This is a genomic window from Thermogemmatispora sp., from assembly GCF_019683635.1.
Lineage (GTDB): Bacteria > Chloroflexota > Ktedonobacteria > Ktedonobacterales > Ktedonobacteraceae > Thermogemmatispora.
In genome coordinates, this window is the sequence record NZ_JADGIA010000084.1 from 1 (window position 1) to 20,116 (window position 20,116).

Here is a 20,116-nt window from a genome sequence, read left to right on the forward strand (position 1 = left end):
GAGAGAAGCAACACCTGAGAGAGGGAGGGATCGGGGCAGGGGGTCAGGTCTCAGGAACAATTGGCACTCAACGGAAATACAGGATAACCGCAAACAACGCCGTTCAGCCTGGCACCGACAGCCTCAACGCAGTTCGCATGGAGAAGGATACTACAGGTACAGAGCTGCTTCCATGCGTCCTGTTCTGATCGCTCTCCCCCGAAAGGCTCCTGCTGATTGCGAGTATAACAAGAACAGCTCTGCCTGTCAAGTGTTGTCGACTTTGCTTTCAGTTGAGAGGAACAGGAGAAGGCAGCAGACAATGCAGACCAAAACGACTTAACGCTCAGGCCCCCTTCCGCTCCTCTCCTTGGGGCGCTCCCTGGCAGTATCTCAGGAAAGATACGGGTGGATTTTCTGCGCACCTATAGCGTATACTCTCTATAGAGAGACTTATTATCGTTTGGTTGCTTTAGTGATGCTTAAGGAGGTGTGAGGTGTAAGTGAGCGACCACACGCATAGCGAGCCAGCATTGAGCCAGCGAAAGCATGCGCACCCCGCTTCGGCTGCCAGCCGCTGGTGACGGCAACGAGGCCGGGCCTCCTGTCCGCTCGTTTTATGCGCCGATGTTATCTCGTCCCGAACAGAGAGGTACTCAGCGACCGCTGTAGCGCTTGTCTTGTCGTTGCCTTTCTCTGGAGAGGAGTTCAAGAGCCATATGCAGACCGTGCAAACCCGCCTACCTGCGTCTTATCTGCTCAAGGGCAACGCGGCTGGCGCCCGCGACTGTAGCTGCCCTTGTAACCCCTGCGACTGCAACCCTTGCGAGTGCCCTGGAGCCAGCCGCTGGCCAGGCTGGCGCCTGAGTCTCTATCAGCTGGTCGAGGGTCACTTTGAGAGAATCTCCCTCTATGGACATGAGATGCTCCTGCTCTGTCTGGCGCTGCCTCAGCGGGAGGCCGAGCCCACTTCGTGGCAAGAGGTAATCCTGTGTGAGGCCACCGCCAACCCGGCCACCGTGCTCAAGCTGCTGGAGGGCATTGAGGAGTATCTGGAGGCGCTCCCTGCCGAGGTGCAAGGAACAGTCCGCCGGCCCACCCGACGAGCCGTTTACGCTGTGCCCCTGGTCTATCAACAAGAGGGGACCACGCCGCTGCTGCGCGTCGATTTCGCCCCTTCGACAGCCCGACTGCTGCGCGCCGCCGAGCCGGAGCCGGCGTGGACGCCACCAGCCTGGTCCTACAACGGCCCGTTAGCGTCGCGCGGCCTCTTCGTCTGGCAGTCTCCACTGCGCTAAGCCAGGCCTGGCCGGGCAGCGCCTCATGTGGAGAGCGATCGAGGCGACAGCCGGCGTGGATTGTCGGACTGTCGCCTCTCTTCACCAGCGACTAGCCATCGAGGTCGGTAGCGCTCTACTCTCCCTCGACGTGGTCAGCCTCCCTCAGCTCACCCGGCACATGGCCACAGGCCCGCACGGCCTCAATGATCCGCTCCGGCTCCAGCTGCTGCCGGGCGTAGCGCAGGATCACGGTCCTGGTCGGTAGAGCGGCGGTAAGCACCTCCAGGCCAGGCAAGGCTCGGAGCGCCTCCGTGACGCGCTTGAGACACCCCCCACAGCGCAGACTTGGGATATGCAGCACCACCGTAGTCAGCTGCTGTCCCAGCACGTCCACTCTCTCTTCCTCCTTCTTCATCTCCTTCACCATCCCTTCATGAGCAAGCTTACTGGCGGCTGCGAGAGGCCACGATGGCCCCAGCTGCCGCCGTCTTGACTATACAAGAGCGCCTTCTCTGCTGTCATGAGGCTTCTCCCGTATTTTTCTCTCAGGTCTTTTCCCGAGGGGACCGCGACCCGCTCAGCTCATCTGTCGCCCGGCCCCTCGGCTAAGGGCCAGCCTGGCAGCTCACCATGCATAGCGCTGGGGATCGGATCGAGAGCAGTGAAGCATGGCCACGAGATGCCCAATCACCAGCTTGCCAGCCAGGAGAGGAGCAGGATTCCAACCTCCAGCTGAGGCGAAGAGCTAGCTGAATAGTATGACTATAGGAGGCTCTCAACAGCCGAGGAGCAAAGACAGCGACGGTTGTCGCCGTCAGAAAGAAGATAAGACAACTCGACTCAACGGCCTTCAAGTCGTCTGGCTTCTCCCGTCTTGCGCCCTTTTCCTGGTCAGCTTCTTTTGACAGCTGGCCTATATGTCCATATAATTCTACTCGTAGGAGAGTGATGCGCGAATGGCTCATGTGAGACAGCCATCCCAATCACCTGCTCGTCTGAGAAACCCTAATCATCAATGGAGAGGAAGCAGAGATAGGACATGCTAAGGTGGTTTCGCCGCAAATCTGCGCAATCCCGCCCACCCACCACCAATACCTACGATTACGTCAACCGACCCGCCAGCCTGACTGAGGATAACGTACCCGTTCCTTATATGCTGCCCAAGGACGACCGCGAGGTCAACCGTCTGGATTTCCAGCATTACATGCTACGCTACGCCTTGCGCAGCAACTACCTGGCGCCCATTGTAGAGCCGCAGCGCATTCTCGATGTTGGCTGCGGCACTGGGCGCTGGCTGGCTGAAATGGCGCAGCTCTTCCCCAAAGCTCATCTGATTGGCCTCGACCTCAACTTGCCGCCCGCCTCACCTTCGTTTCCACCGAACTGTACCTTCCGTCAGGGAAACCTGCTGGACGGCCTCCCCTTCGCCGCTGGCAGCTTCGATTTTGTCCATCAGCGCCTGCTCGTCTTCGCTCTACCGGCAGATCGCTGGCCGCTCGTGATCCAGGACCTGGTGCGCGTCACACGCCCGGGCGGCTGGCTGGAGCTGGTCGAGGTCGATCCCCTCTTCCAGCGCAGCGGCCCGGCAACAACGCGCATGCTCCAACTGATCGTAGCCGCCTGCCAGAGCCGCGGCATCGATCTAAAGATGGCCCTGCGCCTGGAGCCAATGCTGCGCGAGGCCGGCTTGCTGCACGTCACTTCCCAGGTCATTTCTATCCCTATCGGTGACTGGGGGGGACGTCTGGGCAATATGGCGCGCACGGATTTCGCCGCCGGCAATCAGACAATTGCCCCGCTGGTAGCTGCTACCACTGGCGCCAGCATCGAGGAGTACCAGCAGCTCGCCACCGCCTGGCTGCATGAGTGCGAACAGTACCGTAGCTACTGTAATTTCTATGTAGTTTACGGCCAGCGTCCCCAGTAAGGGGAAGCGCGCTCACTGGCCCGCTCTAGCCCTTTGCCTTGCGTCATGGTTGTTCCCGCTGCTATCGTAAAAGAGAGAAGAGAAGCAGGCAAAGAAGCTGTCTGCTCAGCGTCGGCGGCTGGCAAGACAGCAAGTGTGGCAACGGGAGGAGCCGATGCATTTCGAGAGCGCGCTGCTGGTCGCATCGCTGCTATTACTCTTGAGCGTGCTGGCCTGGAAGATCGCCGGTAGGCTGGGGATTCCGGCCCTGCTGCTCTTTCTGGGCCTGGGAATGCTCGCCGGTTCGGACGGTCCGGGCGGTATTTATTTCGACGATGCCCAACTGGCCCAGGCGGTGGGTATCGTAGCGTTAGTGTTGATTCTGTTCGCCGGGGGACTAGAGACGCGCTGGTCAGCGGTGCGGCCTGCCCTCGGCGGGGCCCTCCTACTCTCGACGCTTGGCGTGCTGCTGAGTGCTCTTGTGGTGGCCCTGTTCGCAGTCTGGCTGCTCCATGCTTCGCTCCTGGATGGCCTCCTTCTGGGGGCACTGATCTCGGCCACGGATGCGGCAGCGGTTTTCAGTGTGCTGGCAGCGCGCAATCTGCGCCTGAGCAGCCAGCTGCTCCCTCTGCTAGAGCTGGAATCTGGCACGAACGACCCGATGGCAGTCTTTTTGACACTCGGCCTGATCCGTCTCCTGAGCGAGCCAGAGACCCCACCTTTGAGCATACTGCTGCTCTTTGTCCAGCAGATGGGGATCGGCCTGGCGCTGGGGCTGGTGATTGGAGGTCTGGCGATCTGGCTGATCGGACGGCTGCATCTGGACGTGGAGGGCCTCTATCGGGTACTGACGATCGCGCTGGCGCTCTTTACCTACGCGGTTACGGCGCTGTTGGGCGGCAGTGGCTTCCTGGCGGTTTATCTGGTCGGGCTGCTGCTGGGCAATAGCCGGGTGGAGGGCATTGAACGCATCGGGCGCTTTCACGATAGCCTGGCCTGGCTGATGCAGATCGCCATGTTTCTGATCCTGGGCCTGCTGGTCTTCCCGTCGCGTCTGCCAGCGGTGGCCCTCGCCGGTGTGCTGATTACGCTGGTGAGTGTCTTTGTGGCTCGCCCGCTGGCAGTTCTGCTGGCTCTGCTGCCTCTGCGGCGTATGCCGCTGCGGGAGAAGCTCTTTGTGGCCTGGGTCGGACTGCGCGGGGCCGTGCCGATTGTGCTGGCGACCTTTCCTTTGCTGGCCGGGCTGCCGCGCGCCGGACTGCTTTTCGATCTGGTCTTTTTTGTGGTGCTGGCCTCGGTGCTGTTGCAGGGGACGACGGTGTCGCTGGTGGCGCGCTGGCTGGGCGTGGCCAGACCAGCTCTCGCTTCGGTGTCAGACGCTCCCGCTGCCGAGGCTTCTCCGTCAGCATCGGACTAGCCCGCGCCCGGCCTGCCCGCTTCAGACCCGGTCAAGGGCGGCCTTGAACTCTTCTCCGTTGAGGAGGCCGCCAGTCTGGTGGATGATCAGTTCGCTCCTTTGATCATCTCCTTGCGGCAGGTGCCGCGGATTGTAGAGGAGGCGGCTGACACGCAAACGGAAGTCGGTGCGTCGAAAGTTCCCTCCCGTTAACGTCTGCTAGCGCGCAGCACGATCAGAGAAGATTATGGCCGGGCTAGCCTGTGCAGTCGCGGCAGTAGCCAGAGGGTGAGCATGGCCACCAGGAGGCAAATGAGGCTGCTGAGGGTCAAGATCCAGCTGAGCGATTCGGGGACTCTGCTGCTGGCGAGGTAGTAGGAGCAGCAGAGGAGGAGCAGGACCAGGGTGAGCCAGAGAGCGAGACGATCACGGGCGCTGAGAGTAGGAGCACCCCAGACGGTGCTCAGATAGCAGCAGAAGAGAGCCACCAGACCGCGTGGCAAGCTGACCAGCTGCCCCAGGCCCACCAGGAGAGAGAGGACTATCAGGAGAGTCGTGGCTCGCAGGATGACGCGCGTGATGATCAGGCGCCTGTCATCCTCCAGGCATGGGAGACGCCAGACCAGCAGGATAGCCGGGATGCCGAGAAGGAGGCCCACAAGTGGAGGCTGCCACCAGCGCGCCAGCAGATCGGCCAGCACAATCATGACGAGAACGACCACCAGTCTTAAAGCTCTGAAGCTGCCCGCCACGGCAGCTTGAGGCGTCGGCATCGAAGCCCAGCGGCTGAGCAGGACAAAGGCCAGGGGACAGATAAACAGGGGCCAGCTCTGGGTGACAAGGGCAGTCTGCAGAGCCGCCAGATAGAAAGCCGCAGTGATGAGCAGGGCTACGAGGTAGGAGCCGAGTGGGGCGCTGGTTGCAATGAGTTGAACACAGAGCGCGAGGAGCAGGGAGAGGGTGACTTGCTGGGCGCTATCGAGGGCCAGTCTGGGCACAAGCGGGCTGAGGTAGGCAGAAAGGACAACCAGGCCGCCGCTGACAGGAATCACCATCAGCATGAGGCTGGCTAGCAGGCGTAGGCTACTCTCGTGCCTGGTCGCTCGCGCTGGATCGGGCTGCATCACTGGCCCTGGTTCTTCTTCTTCGCCGACGCGCTACGCTGGTTGCTCCGCCAGACCAGGCTCTAACCTGGTCCTCTACCAGCGAGTGTAACAAGGGAGAACCGTTCTGTCAACGCTGCTTTTCACTCACCCGTTCGCTCGCCCGTCACCCATATATTAAGGAAGTAAGGAAAGTGGGTCAGGCCAGGAAGAGAGGGCAGGCGGTCCGACCCTGGCCCTGGTCCTGGTCCTACCCAGGCCACAGCAGAGCAAACATCTCACCTGCCTGACATCTCCCCGACCTTTAGTAGCGACGCAACGGCTGCGACGGCTGGGACGCCCGCCACGGTTCGGCAAGAGGGGTAGCGGTGCCACCCTGGGCTGGTGGCCTGACCGTCACCGCCGTGCCCGTGCCAGTCCCCCACGCTCCTGGCCTCTGGAACTGAGGCGGCACCACCGTCTGAGCCGGCTGCATCTGGGCCTGCTGGGCCTGCAGCCGCGTCTGTAGCTGGGTCCGCTCTTGTCTGCTGCGGCGCGCGACCTGCACCCGCCTCCAGAGCAGCCAGCCAACCGCCCACAGGCTGCCACCATAGAGGGCCACCGCCCACCAGCTCTGGCTATCGCTGCCGCTGCCCAGCCCATGCAGGGTGGCCAGAGCGAAGAGCAGCAAGGTGAGCAGGTGTAAGCGACGCCACCAGCGATAGCCGATATGGGGACGCAGCAAGGTGCTGATGCCGATGGCGATCCCCAGGTAGAGGGCGCAGATACCGAGCGCCATCCAGATGGGCCGATAGTGACTGGCCAGAGGAATCAGGATCTCGTTCCAGCCAAAATGTGTAAAGGGGTCAACCCAGACGGCCAGGACATGCAGGCCGACAAAGATGGTTGCCAGCAGGGTCAGAAAATTGTGCAGCTCATTGTTGACCAGCCGTGGCCAGCGCGCCGGCGACTGCAACTGCGCCGAGAGCGCCAGCCCGGCGCAGACCGCCAGCGTCAGCAGGAGGTAGGCTGTCAGACCACCCGCCCGCGCCACATTCCAGGTTACGCTTTGCCAGATCGTTGACATAGACATTCTCTTTCTTTATAGAGAGGGGAAGTGCGTTCCTTTTTTCATTCTTCAGCGGATGAGTGACCGCCGCGCCGCTATCTCGCATCGATGGCCCATGCAGACAGCGCTCACACTCCTCGCTATAGCTGCCTTTGTTCCGCTGCTGGCAGTCCGGCTTCCTCCTGCCAGGCGGTCATGAGATGAGTCGGCCAGGGTGCGACGCTCTGCCAGCTTCCATCTTCGTGGATAAACAGGCCAGCGAGATTGTGGCGGCGCAGGAAGGCCGGGCCTTCCTCGGGGCCGAGAATAAAAGCCACTTTGGCGGCCACCTCGGCCTGCTCACAGCGGTCGGCGACGACAGTCACCGACCAGAGGTCGTTAGCGACGGGCAGGCCCGTGCGTGGATCGAGCAGATGATGACGCAGGCTACCGTCTCGCCACCAGCGACGGCGAGCAATGCCGGAGGTGGCCACGGCGCCACGGCGCAGGGGAACGGTCCAGCCACCGTGGCGTCCCGGGATGGCAATGGCCCAGTGCTCGCCAGCGGGGGGCAGGCCGGCCACGGCCAGGTCGCCGCCAGCGTTGACCAGGGCTGGCCCCAGACCACGGCGGCGCAAGGCCCCCAGAGCTGTATCGACGGCCATCCCTTTCGCAATGCCACCAAAGTCCAGCTGCACCCCAGCTGGCAGGCGCACCCGCCGCATCACCGGATCAACCTCAATACGACGCCAGGCCCCGCCAGGCAAACTCTCCAAAGGCTCGCCCCTCCGGGTGCTCATCTCCTCCTCTTGCTCAGCGCGCGCTGCCTCCCCCGCCTGCTCCAGCAGTTCAAAGCTGCGATCGTAGCCCAGTTGCAGGAGCTGCGGCAGCAGCGTTGGATCGTAGAGGCCATCGCTGGCTGCCGCGGCCTCTAAAGCCCGCGTAAGCACTACGTAGAGGAGTTCACTCACCTCAACCCACTGGCCAGCGCTGCGGTTAAGACGCGTCAGCTCGCTCTGAGGGCGAAAGCGGCTCAGAATGGCTTCCCAGCGGGCAAAGAGGTCGGCAATCAGCTCAGCTCCTTGCTCGCTCCCCTCAAGAGGCAGCAGGTAGCTGACGGTGGTTCCCATCGCCTGAAAGCTGCCGCGCAGCATCCCCGGCGGTGTCACATACTGAGGCTCAGGAGACGCCGCTGCCACTGTGGCCCTGCCCGAAAGTCGGCTGGCTGCCAAAGTTATCCCCTCCTTGTTGATTGAAGAAGCCATTGCTGTCCTGACTTGAGCTGCTGCCCGTCGAGCTGGAAGACTGGGAAGATGAGCTAGATGAGGATGAGCTGGCACCATTGCTGTTGGCATTAGTCGACGATGACGATGATGACGACGAGCTATTACCACTGGATGGCGTGTTGACCTGCGATTGTGAGCCGGAGGACGAGGAGCTATTGACGTTGGTCTGAGAGGCGCTGGCGCTGGCGCTGGCCTGGTGGAAGGCTACCAGAGCGCTAAAAGTGCCGAAACCCGCCACAGCGAGCGCCACAGCCCAGCGCTTCAGCCGCTGCGCCAGGCGCTGAGCCTGCTCTTTGGGCATGCTGGCCCGCTTTTTCGAGGACGCCGCTCCGGCACCGGCAGCTCTTGTAGCCGACGGCTTCCGCGCCGGGGGCGTGAGCTTCTCGGCTCCCGGCATGCTGCGGGTGTAGAGCGGCTGCTGCCAGGCGCTGCCTGCTGCGGGCATGGGCATCGTCTCCCAGCCTGTTCGTCTCTCCTGGCCAACCCCGTAGGGAGGATAATAGGAAGGCAAGTAGGGAGTACCTGCCGCTCCTGTCCCCCCAGGATAGCCAGGGGAGATGTCAGGGATGGCGTTGGGGCGGGCGGTGAGACCGCCGTCAGCTCCATAGCTGCCATAGGTCCCATAGGCTCCACTGCTGTAGATGCCTCCACCATAAGCCCCACCATTGCTTCCTCTGGCCCCGGTGTTTCGATCATTTCTCTCATCGTGCATGGTTTCACCTCTCGTGTGTAGAGCGCCTCGCGAAAGTAAAGCATCAGACTTGACAACCTCTAGCTTACCAACCGTTTCTTGGGCCTTCATTGGAGAAAGATGAGAAGCTTCTCACTCAGACGCTCGCCTCAGCTATTCTTCGCAGGGAGGCTCGGCTGTCCGGTCGACCTCTACCGTATCAACGTTCTATGACTCATCCTTAGCTATGCCACGCCATGATGAGAATTGCATTGGAAGAAGATGAGAAACCTCTCACCAGCTTCTAAGAGAGGACCGTCCGAGACCAGAGGAGTCCCAACAGGAGTGCGCGAGGAGGGACACGAAGAGGCTCAGGCCAGGCCCGGCGCTGCGGCGAGGACGAAGGAAGGAAGGCAAGGAACCACACCGGCACGGGGGCCAGCTCTGCCGATGCGGTTGCGCTCAACTGACTGCCAGTCAGAAGCGGCGCCACACTACGCTGCTGCTGCTCTTTCTCTGGCACTGCTCCTTTGCTGCCGCGCTGCAGCTGTAGCGGTAGCGGTAGCGGGCTGCTGCGACAGCCTGGACCGGGACCAGGCTGCTCGAAGGGAAGAGCGTTGAGACACGACACGGATGGACAACTGGCTGGCACTTACTCAGGCCAGGCTGCAGCTCACTCCGTTGACGCTAAAGGACGTCGGCTTGCTATTGGCGGTCGTCCAGGTTCCGTTGAAGCCGGGCGCCGGGTTGACGCTCGCAGCGGGCGCCACGCTCCCGTTATAGGAGGCATTGGTTACCGTCACCGTGCTGCCCGACTGGCTGAAGGTTGCGTTCCACCCCTGGGTCACCGTCTGCCCAGACGGGAAGGTAAAGGTCAGCCGCCAACCGTTCCAGGCTGTCGTGCCCGTGTTGGTGATTGTCAGGCTGGCTGTGAAGCCGCCTGGCCACTGGGCCGTCACCGCATAGCTGACACGGCAGGCCGTACCAGCGGAGGCTGTCGGGGTCGGCGTCGGTGTGCGCGTTGCTGCTGCCGTTGGCGTCGGCGTCGGGGTTGGTGTGCGCGTCGCGCTCGCTGTCGGCGTTGGCGTCGCACTGCCGCTGGAGCCGTTGCCGCTCACGACTCCCACACCGGAGTAGGTCGTCACCTCGTTGATGACATCACTGACCGGATCAAGGGTGTAATTGTAGGGAGCCGTTGTAAAGGTTCCAACCTGGGTAATGTCGACCGTCGCGCCGCCGTAGTCGTTGCCACGCGCGTTGGCGAAGCCATCCTGGGGACTATCGCCGGTCGTTGTCAGAGCCACATCGACGTTGCGGAAGACGTTATTCTCAACCAGTACCTGGGCTCCCATGCGCGAATGGATGGCGCTGTCATCCACGTTCTGGTAGTAGTTGTTGTAGATGTGGCCAGTGCCAAAGCGCAGGCTGGGCAGGCGCGAATTGACGTTATAGAACCAGTTGTGATGGTAGGTGACATGGAGATGGCCTGTGTCTTCCGCGGCATTCGAGTCGGAATGGCCCACCAGCGAGACCTTGTAGTGGTCGTGCAGGCGATTCCAGGAGACCGTGATGTAGTCGGCGGCGTGGGTGATATCGATCAGCCCATCGTAGTAGTCCTTACCGTGGTCCATATCGGAGAAGAGATTGTTGTGATCAACCCAGATATATTGAGAGTGCTCGATATGGATGGCATCCCCGCTGGTGTTGCCGTCGGCGCGCACAAAGGAGATGCTCAGGTTGCGAATGATAACGTTGCTGACATCCTTAATGGAGAGGCTAATGCCGACCAGCGAGGCCGTGGAGCCGACGCCAATGATGCTGGTGTTGGAGCCGACGTCGACATCGGTGTCGCCCGTGATCGTACCACTCACGTAGACGATCTTGGGCGAGGACCCCTTGACAGCGTTCTGCAGAGCAGAGAGCGTGCTGACAGTGGTCACGCTCCCGCCGGCGCCGCCAGTGGTACCGGCTCCATAGCCGACGAGCTGGTCGACGGGCGCCGCCGCCGCCGTGTGTGTCCCCAAGAACACGGGCACTAAGGCTAGCCCACCTCCCACGAGGACGAGCAGCGTGATCATTACTACCCAGAATAGCTTCCTGCTGAGAATACGCCTCATGCGTATCTTCCTCCTTGACAGGTAGTTGCTGAATAGGAGCCTTCCACTCCTCGCTGCAGCACAGGACGCTATCAGGGCTACTAATCGGGCACCGCGGTTAATCAGTACATCAAGAATATTGAGGCTCTCGCCCTTGTGCTACAGCATAGACAAAATCAAATGTGCTATCTCACAATAACAAATCTTTCCGTGGTCGTCAAGATTATCACCCTCACTGCTTCCAAAGCAGGTAGTCTTGATACAGATACCCATCCTGTGAGTCCAGTTCTGGACTTTTTTCTTAAGAAAAAGCTCATCTATTTTCAGAGAGTGCCATAAAGTACCATAGCAGGTAATGGCGCCTGAAACAAAGACAATGAGATAGGTCCAGGAGAGTACAGGGGGAGAAGAAGGAGGGGCCTGCCCTGCTGCCAGCGCAGGAAGAGCAGGCCCGTTGGAACGAGGTAGGACAGGACAGGTGAATGGGAGCGCGAGACGGGGCGCCCGTCGGCAGGCCCGAGCAGAGGGCCAGGCCGAACGCCCTGCCTCGCGGGTTATCTGCTATGTTTAGCTGCCGGTGTACTCGTAAAGCTGGGCCCCACCGAAGCCGCCGGTGCTCGTGCTGCCGGTGCTAGAGGACTCCCAGGCGCTGCTCGGTACCTCTTTACAGTGCTGGGTAATCCAGCTAATCAGGTCGCTCTGGCCACCGCCGCCGAAGCCGCGCCCGCTGCCACTGATGAGGAAGAAGCGCACCTGGCCGCTCTCTACCAATTGGGCCAGTTTGGCCGGCGTCAGGATCGGATCGCTGCCAGAGAAGCCGCCCATCGCCATCACCGGCTGATTGGTGGCCAGAATGATCGAATCGGCCTCGTTCGAACTCATGACCGCCACCAGGTACTTGGCGCCATTGCGGTGGGCCTCCAGGTAGTTGATGAGGGCCGTATTGACGGTCACCCCCCCGTCTCCGCCGTTAGGACCCTGCCCATTGGCCGGCAAGGCACCGCTTCCATTCTGTCCGCTGGCAGCGCGCTCAAAGTCTCCAAAGTAGGAGCGGAAGCGTGCGGCATCGTTGCCATTGCCCCTATCGAAGGCCGAGAAGCCGCCAGCACCAAGGCCGCCGAACTGGTTGCCGGGGCCGGCAGTTGGCAGGCTGGCCGCCTCGCCGCGCAGGACAGGAATGAAGGACCAGACCGCCGGCGTGAGCTGCAACGCGATCAGGGCCACCACCAGGGCGGGCACCAGTACCTGCGCGCGCTCACGCAGGAAGGGGATGAAGCGCGCCATGAAGAGAACCAGGGCCGCCAGGGCGCAAGGCACGGCGATCAGGGGAATGAGCCAGGTGCCCCAGGCCGGATTGCTGGTGATGATGTGCAGCTGCTCCAGGGCTGTTAGCAGCAGAGCCAGCGGCAGCAGCCAGCCACGCCAGCCGCGGCGACGGTAATCGTGCCACATGACCACAACGCCGATGCCAAAGAGGGCGGCGACCGCCGGGGCCATCGTCGTCAGGTAGTACTGATGGAAGAAGCCCGCCACCGAGAAGAAGACCGCCGTGGTCAGCAGCCAGACGCCCCACAGGACCAGCCCTTGCTGCTCAGGGTCGCCCCGGAAGCGCGGGCGCCGCTGCCAGGCGACGGCCACGATGCCCAGCAGGGCCAGCGGGAGCAGCCAGACGATCTGCCCGCCAAGTGGCTCGTTGAAGAGGCGGAAAGGACCAGGCGTGCCAGTGCCGAACATGCCGCCACCGCCGGCGTTGCCACCGGCGTTGCGCGCGCCCTGGAAGCCCTCGGGCACCTGCCCAGGGGTGCCAGCTGCATTCCCGTTGCCTGTGCCATTGTTGTAGCCCGGGGTAGCGCTCGCTTCAGTAGCCGGCGCGCTACCGTTACTATTGTTGCTGCCAGGCTGGAAGTAGTTGCTCGCTGGCGACGGTGGATTAGTGCCGTTATTGCCACTATTATTATTTGCACTACTAGAGCTGCTGCTATTCGTGCCATTGATGCTGCGCTCGAAGGCCGAGAAATTACCTCGGGCTCCGGGACCAAAGCCGAATTGCCCCAGGAGACGCTCAATGCCGTTGTAGCCCAGGGCCAGGCTGATCTCCGAGTTGTCCTGGCTGGAGCCGACGTAGGGGCGGGCTGAGGCCGGGGTCAGGTCGACGGCCAGGGCCCAGGAGAAGGAGACGGCCAGCAGGACGACGAGGGCCAGGGCCAGATGGCCGATGCGGACCCAAATGCGCCGCGGGGCGGCCAGCAGGTAGAGCAGACCATAGGCTGGCACAACCAGGTAGGCTTCGAGCATCTTGATGTTGAAGCCCAGCCCGATACAGAGAGCACACAGCAGTAGCCAGCGCAGCTTGCCGGTCTCGGCGGCCCGCATGACAGCCCAGGCGCCGAGCAGCATGACAAAGACCAGCGTGCTGTCGATGGTGTTGTTGCGGTTGGTGACGACGCTGATCGGGCTGATGGCCAGGGCCAGGGCTGCCAGCAGACCGGCGGTGGTGCCGAAATGTCTCCTCACCAGGTGGTAGAGCAGCAGGACAGAGAGGACACCCGCCAGGGCCTGGGGCAGCAGGATGCTGAAGGCCGTGAAGCCGAAGATTTTGGCGCTGGCAACCTGCAGCCAGAAGCCCAGGGGCGGTTTGTCGATGGTGACGAAGCCGCCAGGATCAAAGGAGACGAAGAAAAAGTTGTGCCAGTTATCGAGCATGCTGCGCACGCCCGCGGCGTAGTAGAGGTTGCCAAAGCCGTTGGCGCCGAGCTGGTAGAAGTTGAGAAAAACTGACAGCAGGGCAATGGCCGCTAAGGCAAGGCGTCGCCAGAGCGGTGGCCAGTCCCACTTTGTTCTCGCTGTTGGTGTTGTATCGGGGGCCAGCGGCTGCTCGACCTCCGGGAGCGCCGGAGTCGGAGCCGGGGTCGGTATTCCCATCATAGCGTTTCGGGTCCTTTCCTCTTCGACAGGGTTTGATAAGCGTGCGGTGTTAGAGGTGTTGGACCGTGGCCCTCGGCGGGCGACGGTCCCCTTTGTGAGCAACGCTGTTGCCCGACTGAAAGATGCATGCCTGTCACACTTTGGCCAGGGCGGCGCTGGACGAAGACCCAGAGCCGTAAACCCAGGTAGGAGATGAGAGCCGTGCCGCCGATGGCGATGATTTTGGCGGCGTTGGTCCATAGCGTCGGGTTAACCAGGATATGCTGTAGGCCCAGGCCGGCCAGCCAGAGGATGCCACTGCTCCAGAGGCTGCCGCTGATGGTGATGAGGGCGAAGCGCAGGAGCTCGCCGCTCGTGACTGGCTCACGCTTGCCAAAGGTCCAGTATTTGTTGAGGATAAAGCTGTTGATGGCTCCAACACAGTAGGCGACGATGTTGCAGGCCAGCAGCAGTGGCGTGCTTCTGACGGCCAGGAGCCAGACGAGAAGGTTGAGGACAAGGATATCAACCAGGGTGTTGAGGCCGCCCGTGATGGCGAAGCGCAGGAGCTGACCTACGTTCCAGTTCGAGCGGCGCCGATCACCGCTTGCCCTGGTCTGACTTTGGTTCGCCTGCTCCTGGTTGACGATGAGTTCTTCATCCTGATCGGCTGGCAGGAGAGCCAGGGAAATGGCTCTTCCTAGCCCTGGCTGCGGCTGCGTGAGCCGGTAGAGCCGCGTGGGCCGCAGGGACTGGATGGTCCGGGATCGCCGGGATTGCTCTGCCTGTGGCTGGCACTGGCCGGCCCGCGGACGGCTGGCTATGGTCACTCGTGGCTCAGGTATAAGACGCGCGCTCTCTCTGCTCCGCGCCGGGTTTATGCTCTGCTGAGCAGGGCCGCTGGTGGGTTCACCGGCTGGCCGTTCTAGCAGGATCAATGGTGTCTCTCCTCTTTCTTGTTCGGTTGTTCCCTGCTTCGTGTGCTTCGCTTCCTTTTGCTTACTTAGCTTGATTGCTGTTTTGATCTATGTCTGATGCGGTCTTCGCGTGCTCGCTTCGTTGCTGCAACTGTGCCATCCAGGCGTCGGAGCACCTCGGCGAGGTTGCTCCGACGATGGATGGCTGGGGATAGGGTTGCCACCCGCCTGGGCGCCTCTCTCTATCGGCGCCTGCCCCCAGGTCTATCTATCGCCTTTAGCATAGGAGCCTTCTTTTGAAAAAAGATTGGAGAAAGATGAGAATTTTCTCATGAAAGGCGGCGATCCGCTGCCCCGCCGCTTGTGCTCTGCCTCAACACAGGCCCGAGCTGACTTCTCCGGCCTACTTGATCAGTAGAGGCCAATATAGTACAATTGGCGGCAGGCGAAATGGTTGTGATGCATAGGATGTCCTGCAAGGAGCAACCCCTTGAGTGATACGGGCAGTGGCCCTGGTAACCCCAATGCCTTCGGCTCTGGGAAACGTCGCTGGCTCCGACGGCGAGGCTGGACACAGGAAGAGCTGGCAAAACGGTTTGCTTCTCATCCTGATCTTGTGCAACGCATTCAGGAAGGCCTCTTTCCTCTGTCGCCAGAGCTGCGCCAACAGCTCATTGAGTGGTACGGTCCCCATCGCCTTCCTTCTAGCCCAGAGGTCCTAGCCCCTCTAGACCAACCCTTTCAGGAGAGGCCGCCTGACTTCACTGCCGACCCGGAGGTAGTGCGGACCCTGGTGGAGGGTGAACGGCTCTCGCATGCCTATCTTTTCAATCCGACCTTCGCCGCCGAGGTGGCCCTGATCGACCCCCTCCCTCACCAGCGGCTCGCTGTCTATGAGCATATGCTGCCGCAGCCGCGCCTGCGCTTTCTGCTGGCGGACGATGCCGGCGCCGGGAAGACGATCATGACGGGCCTCTATATCCGTGAAATGCTCAGTCGCCGCCTGATCAGGCGGGTCCTGATCGTGCCGCCGGCGGGCCTGGTTGGAAACTGGGAGCGCGAGCTGCGCACGCTCTTCAATCTGCCCTTCCGCATTGTCCTGGGCAGTGAGGCGCGCGGGGGCAATCCTTTCCTGGGATCAGGGAGCGATCTGCTGATCGTGAGCGTCGATACGCTGGCTGGCGAGCGTCTCTTTGGGCGGCTCCAGGAGCCGGAGGTCGAGCCGTACGATCTGGTGGTCTTCGATGAGGCCCACAAGCTCAGCGCGAGCTTCGATAGCGATGGGCATTTGAGAGCAACGGACCGCTATCGCCTGGCTGAGGCGCTGGCCGGTATTCCGTCAGACGAGCCGCGCTGGTCGCTGTCCTGGAGCTGCCATCATCTCCTGCTGTTGACGGCGACGCCCCATATGGGAAAGGCGGACGCTTACTACTGCCTCTGGCGCCTGTTGGAGCCAGAGCTATTGTCGACGATGCAGGCGTTTGAGCAGTATCCGCCCAAGGCTCGTCAGCAGCATTTCCTGCGCCGCGTCAAGGAGGAGCTGGTGACGCTCGATGGGCGCCCGCTCTATCCGCCGCGCATGGCGACAACGCTGCGCTACGAGCTGACTCCCGCTGAGCAGGAGCTGTATGAGGCGACGACCGAGTACATCCGCACGACCTATAACCGTGCTCAGTTGCTGAACCGCGAGGCGGCGCGCCTGGCGATGAGCGTTTTTCAGCGGCGGCTGGCCAGTTCGACCTATGCCCTGCTGCGCTCGCTGGAGCGGCGACTGGCGCGTCTCGATGAGCTGATCGAGCGGGTGCGCCGGGGCGAGCTGCTGACGGCGCACCTGAGCCAGCTCCAGAAGCAGGCCGCCTCGGCCCATCTGAGCGATCCGTTGGAGACGAAGACCGCCGATGAGGAGGAGAGCGCTGCGGGCCAGGAGGAGCACGAGCAGGTAGAGCAGGAGATTCTGCGCCTGGTGCTGACCTCGTCGCTGCAGGAGCTGGAGGCGGAGCGCGCGCAGGTGGTTGCGCTGCTGGAGCAGGCTCGCCGGGTCTATGAGCGCGGCTCAGAGGCGAAGTTTGAGAAGCTGCGCGAGGTGCTGCGCGATCCGCGCTTTGCCGGGGAGAAGCTGATTATCTTTACGGAGCATCGCGATACGCTGGAGTTTCTGCAGCGGCGTCTGGAGGCGCTGGGCTTCACCGGCCAGCTGGCGGTGATTCACGGCGGTATGGACTATCAGCAGCGTGAGCAGGCGGTGGCCTTTTTCCGCAGGCCAGTGGAGGAGGGCGGGGCGCGCTATCTGCTGGCGACGGACGCCGCCGGCGAGGGTGTCAATCTCCAGGTGGCCTGGCTGCTGGTGAACTACGATCTCCCGTGGAACCCGGCCCGCCTGGAGCAGCGCATGGGGCGCATTCATCGCTATGGCCAGCGTCACGATTCGGTGCATATTGTCAATCTGGTGGCCGCCAATACGCGCGAGGGCCGGGTGATGGAGCGCCTGCTGGAGAAGCTGGAGGCGATCCGCCAGGAGCTGGGGAGCGATAAGGTTTTTGATGTGATCGGGCGGCTGCTAGAGGGGGTGTCACTGCGCGAGTATATGGAGCAGGTGGTGCTGGGGCCGGCGGAGGCGACGGAGGAGATCGGGCGACGGCTGGAGGAATCGCTGACGGCGCAGCGGGTACGGGCTGAGCAGGAGGAGGAGCGCCGGCTTTATGGGCTGAGTGGTTCGGCAGGCGAGGCGATCAGGCGCGAGCTGCCGCGTGTGCGCCAGGAGCTGGAGCGTGAGCGCTATCGTCGTCTGCTGCCGGGCTATGTGCGGGCTTTTGTGGAGCGGGCGGCTCCGTTGCTGGGGTTGCGCGTGGAGGATAACGGCGATGGGACGTTCAGGCTGTGCGAGCAGGTGCCAGGCTCTGGCGCCTTGACCAGGCTGGAGCGCTATCCAGCCGCTCGCCGCGGACGGCTGACGGTCTATCCGCCGGGCGAAGGCGAGGAGGCGATCTTTCTCTATCCGGGGGAGCCGGTCTTTGATCAGCTGTATCATTTGCTCTGGGTCCGCTACGGCGAGCTGGCCGAGCGCGGGGCGGTCTTCGTTGATCCGACGGCGCGCCGTCCGTATGTCTTCTCTTTGCTGCGCCTGGAGGTGCTGCGTGAGGCCGATGCCAGTCTGCGAGCTTTGCAGCGGCCCGAGCGGGTGCAGGTACAGCTGGTTGGCCTGCGTTGGGAGGAAGATGGGACGCTGCAGGAGTGCCCGGCGGAGCAGCTGCTGCTCTTGCGCGCGGGGAGGAGCGAGCAGGCGCCGGAGGCTCAGCGGGTCTGGCGCTCGCTGCTGCCGCGCTGGCCGCAGTATGTGGAGGCGCTGGAGGCTTTTGTACAGGGGACGGTGGGAAGGCGCCTGGTCGAGGAGCGGCGTGCGGCTCTGCTGGGAACGCTGAAGGAGCGGCAGGTCTTCCTGGAGCGCGCTTTTACCTACCAGGAGGGGGAGCTGGCTGAGCGCCGCCGCCGCTTGTATGAGAAGGCGCAGGCCGGCAATGCCCGGGCGAAGGCTGAGTTGACGCGCGTGCGGGCGCTGCAGCAGTCGCTGCAGGCGCGACGGGCGGCGGCGTTGGCGGCGCTGAGCCGCGAGCCGGAGCTGTTGACGCTGAGTGAGGTGACGGTTGTGGCGCAGGCGCTGGTCTTGCCGTCTGCCGATCCCGAGGATCAGCAGCGCTATGCTGCAGAGGTGGAGGAGATCGCCATGCGGGTGGCGCGCGCCTATGAGGAGGAGCGTGGGGCCAGGGTCTGGGATGTGTCGACGCCGGAGAAGGCGCGGGCCGCCGGGTTGGAGCCGTGGCCAGGCTTCGATTTGCTTTCGCGGCGCCCTGCGGGCGAGGAGCGAGCAATCGAGGTGAAGGGGCGCGTCGGGCTTGGTCCAATTGAGATGACGGAAAATGAATACCGGCGCGCGCAGAATCTGGGTGCAAAATACTGGCTCTACTGCGTTTTCGAGTGTGAGAAGGCGGCTCCGGTGCTGCGGCGCGTGCAGAATCCCTGCGCGAAGCTGATCCCTTACCCGAAAGGGAGCGTGCAGTTTGCGCCGGCGGATATTCAGCGCGCCGCCGAGGAGTGAGTGATCTTCCCCTATTTTGTTTTATTTTTTATTTCTTATCCTCTAGATTGCTGTCAGAGAATATGGTTATGCACGAAGAGAGTCGCTTGATTGAGGTCGATTTTCCGTTAAAGCAGACGTCGCTGGATGCGGTGCATGAGAAGAATGTGCGCCACGGGCATCTGTCAACGCTGCACATCTGGCCGGCGCGCCGTCCGCTGGCGGCCTGCCGGGCGGCCTTGTTGTCGGCTTTGCTGCCGGCTCCAGCCACAGAGCTGCAGCGGCGTCAGTTGCTGGAGCGGATCGCCGGGCGCCTGAAAGATCCGGTGCGGCGGAAGCGCTCGGCTGGCAGGCTGCAGGATGAGCATGCCGAGGAGACGGAAGGTGGGGTACTGCACTGGGGGCGCGAGACGGATGAGGCGCTGGCCCCGTTTCGCCAGGAGATTCGCGCGGCCTTCGGCGGGCGGGCGCCGCGGGTGCTTGATCCCTTCGCCGGTGGGGGAGCCATTCCGCTGGAGGCGATGCGCCTGGGCTGCGAGGTGACGGCGATCGACCTGAATCCGGTGGCCTGGTTCTTGCTGAAATGCACGCTGGAATATCCCTGGCGCCTGGCCGGGGAGCGGCGCCCGCTGCCGGGCTTTGTCTTAGGCTCTCACGCCTTTATGAAGGACTATCTGCAGGCCCAGGGCATGAAAGGGGCGGCGCTGAAGGCTGAGCTGGCCCGCCTGGGGCTGAATGGAGAGGGCAGGCATGGCGAGAAGATGGAGGAGCTGCAGCAGCAGGCGCTGACGGGGCTGATGGAGAAGATCAGTCTGGAGGCCGACCTGTCCTGGCACGTGCGCGCCTGGGGTGAGGAGGTGCTGCGCCGGGCGAGCGCCGCGCTGGCGCGCTACTACCCGACCCCAGAGGGCAAGACGACGGTGGCCTATCTGTGGGCGCGGACGATGCGCTGTAAGAATTGTCGGGCGACGGTGCCGCTGCTCAAGACGCGCTGGCTGGCGCGGACGGAGCGCCAGCGGGTGGCGCTGAAGCTGGAGCCGAATGCTGAGCGGACAGGGGTGGTCTTCGCGATCTGGGAGGACGTGCCGAAGCCAACGGGGACGGCGCAGGAGCGGCGCGCTTTCGAGCGCCGTGTGGGTGGGGGGACGATGTCGCGCACGGGGGTGACCTGTCCCTGCTGCGGGACGGTGATCAAGATGGAGGATATCCGCTTTGAGGGGATGGCGGGCCGCCTGGGGACGACGCTGACGGCGGTGGTGGTCGAGGGCGAACAGGGAAAAGAGTATCGCTTGCCGACGGAAGAGGAGCGCCGCCTGGCTGAGGAGGCCGCCAGCGCTTTGCCCGCTGTGTTCGAGGCGATTCCTTTCGGCCTCCCGAGCGAGCCGTTGCCTAGTAAGGAGACGCTGGGCATTCGCGTCCCTCTCTACGGCTTCGAGAGCTGGCAGCAGCTGTTTACGCCGCGCCAGTTGCTGGCCCTGGG

At 62.8% G+C, this 20,116-nt stretch carries 13 protein-coding genes; 5 read left to right on the forward strand and 8 right to left on the reverse strand.

Features of this window, described 5'->3' with window-relative positions:
* Window positions 1-698 precede the first annotated feature (698 nt).
* A complete protein-coding gene (locus tag IRZ31_RS11085; RefSeq protein WP_297153412.1) occupies window positions 699-1,277 on the forward strand; it encodes a hypothetical protein in 579 nt (192 codons plus the stop codon).
* Between the two features lie 115 nt (window positions 1,278-1,392).
* On the opposite strand, the gene IRZ31_RS11090 is transcribed toward IRZ31_RS11085, so the two are convergent.
* The gene (locus IRZ31_RS11090; RefSeq protein WP_297153415.1) at window positions 1,393-1,674 is read right to left on the reverse strand and encodes a heavy-metal-associated domain-containing protein; all 282 of its coding nucleotides are present in this window, start codon (window positions 1,672-1,674) and stop codon (window positions 1,393-1,395) included.
* Window positions 1,675-2,298: 624 nt separating this feature from the next.
* On the opposite strand from IRZ31_RS11090, the gene IRZ31_RS11095 reads away from it, so the two are divergent.
* Together IRZ31_RS11095 and IRZ31_RS11100 are read left to right on the forward strand one after the other, a co-directional pair.
* Window positions 2,299-3,186, forward strand: coding sequence for a class I SAM-dependent methyltransferase (locus tag IRZ31_RS11095; protein ID WP_297153418.1), 888 nt, complete (start codon window positions 2,299-2,301; stop codon window positions 3,184-3,186).
* 154 nt (window positions 3,187-3,340) lie between these two features.
* Window positions 3,341-4,582: a potassium/proton antiporter gene (locus tag IRZ31_RS11100; protein ID WP_297153421.1), complete on the forward strand. Its 1,242-nt coding sequence runs from the start codon at window positions 3,341-3,343 to the stop codon at window positions 4,580-4,582.
* A gap of 224 nt (window positions 4,583-4,806) precedes the next feature.
* On the opposite strand, the gene IRZ31_RS11105 is transcribed toward IRZ31_RS11100, so the two are convergent.
* The 7 genes from IRZ31_RS11105 to IRZ31_RS11135 all read right to left on the reverse strand — a co-directional run bounded on the left by IRZ31_RS11105 (window position 4,807) and on the right by IRZ31_RS11135 (window position 14,585).
* The gene (locus tag IRZ31_RS11105) at window positions 4,807-5,688 is read right to left on the reverse strand and encodes a hypothetical protein (RefSeq protein ID WP_297153424.1); all 882 of its coding nucleotides are present in this window, start codon (window positions 5,686-5,688) and stop codon (window positions 4,807-4,809) included.
* Between the two features lie 280 nt (window positions 5,689-5,968).
* A complete protein-coding gene (locus IRZ31_RS11110; protein WP_297153427.1) occupies window positions 5,969-6,730 on the reverse strand; it encodes a ferric reductase-like transmembrane domain-containing protein in 762 nt (253 codons plus the stop codon).
* Between the two features lie 122 nt (window positions 6,731-6,852).
* Window positions 6,853-7,923: an FAD:protein FMN transferase gene (locus tag IRZ31_RS11115; protein ID WP_189362084.1), complete on the reverse strand. Its 1,071-nt coding sequence runs from the start codon at window positions 7,921-7,923 to the stop codon at window positions 6,853-6,855.
* Complete coding sequence (locus tag IRZ31_RS11120) at window positions 7,871-8,689, reverse strand: hypothetical protein (RefSeq protein WP_297153432.1); 819 nt, start codon at window positions 8,687-8,689, stop codon at window positions 7,871-7,873. Before IRZ31_RS11120 ends, IRZ31_RS11115 begins: the two co-directional genes overlap by 53 nt.
* A gap of 614 nt (window positions 8,690-9,303) precedes the next feature.
* Window positions 9,304-10,764, reverse strand: coding sequence for a cellulose binding domain-containing protein (locus IRZ31_RS11125; RefSeq protein ID WP_297153434.1), 1,461 nt, complete (start codon window positions 10,762-10,764; stop codon window positions 9,304-9,306).
* 546 nt (window positions 10,765-11,310) lie between these two features.
* A complete protein-coding gene (locus IRZ31_RS11130) occupies window positions 11,311-13,668 on the reverse strand; it encodes a glycosyltransferase family 39 protein (RefSeq protein ID WP_297153436.1) in 2,358 nt (785 codons plus the stop codon).
* On the reverse strand, window positions 13,665-14,585 hold the full coding sequence (locus tag IRZ31_RS11135; RefSeq protein WP_297153440.1) for a GtrA family protein: 921 nt from the start codon (window positions 14,583-14,585) through the stop codon (window positions 13,665-13,667). The genes IRZ31_RS11130 and IRZ31_RS11135 overlap by 4 nt, the downstream gene beginning before the upstream one ends.
* Before the next feature lie 469 nt (window positions 14,586-15,054).
* Between IRZ31_RS11135 and IRZ31_RS11140 the strand changes: the two genes are divergently transcribed.
* Together IRZ31_RS11140 and IRZ31_RS11145 are read left to right on the forward strand one after the other, a co-directional pair.
* Entirely contained in the window at window positions 15,055-18,657 is a 3,603-nt protein-coding gene (locus tag IRZ31_RS11140; RefSeq protein WP_297153444.1) for a helicase-related protein, read from the forward strand.
* 68 nt (window positions 18,658-18,725) lie between these two features.
* Window positions 18,726-20,116, forward strand: a 1,391-nt coding sequence (locus IRZ31_RS11145; RefSeq protein ID WP_297153447.1) for a DUF1156 domain-containing protein, incomplete at its 3' end; no start/stop codon positions are given.

Bases quoted from the DNA above. Each gene is read 5' to 3' on its own strand.
- IRZ31_RS11085 (WP_297153412.1), top strand. From the start codon at position 699: ATGCAGACCGTGCAAACCCGCCTACCTGCGTCTTATCTGCTCAAGGGC.
- IRZ31_RS11090 (WP_297153415.1), bottom strand. From the start codon at position 1,674: ATGAAGAAGGAGGAAGAGAGAGTGGACGTGCTGGGACAGCAGCTGACT.
- IRZ31_RS11095 (WP_297153418.1), top strand. From the start codon at position 2,299: ATGCTAAGGTGGTTTCGCCGCAAATCTGCGCAATCCCGCCCACCCACC.
- IRZ31_RS11100 (WP_297153421.1), top strand. From the start codon at position 3,341: ATGCATTTCGAGAGCGCGCTGCTGGTCGCATCGCTGCTATTACTCTTG.
- IRZ31_RS11110 (WP_297153427.1), bottom strand. From the start codon at position 6,730: ATGTCAACGATCTGGCAAAGCGTAACCTGGAATGTGGCGCGGGCGGGT.
- IRZ31_RS11120 (WP_297153432.1), bottom strand. From the start codon at position 8,689: ATGCACGATGAGAGAAATGATCGAAACACCGGGGCCAGAGGAAGCAAT.
- IRZ31_RS11125 (WP_297153434.1), bottom strand. From the start codon at position 10,764: ATGAGGCGTATTCTCAGCAGGAAGCTATTCTGGGTAGTAATGATCACG.
- IRZ31_RS11130 (WP_297153436.1), bottom strand. From the start codon at position 13,668: ATGATGGGAATACCGACCCCGGCTCCGACTCCGGCGCTCCCGGAGGTC.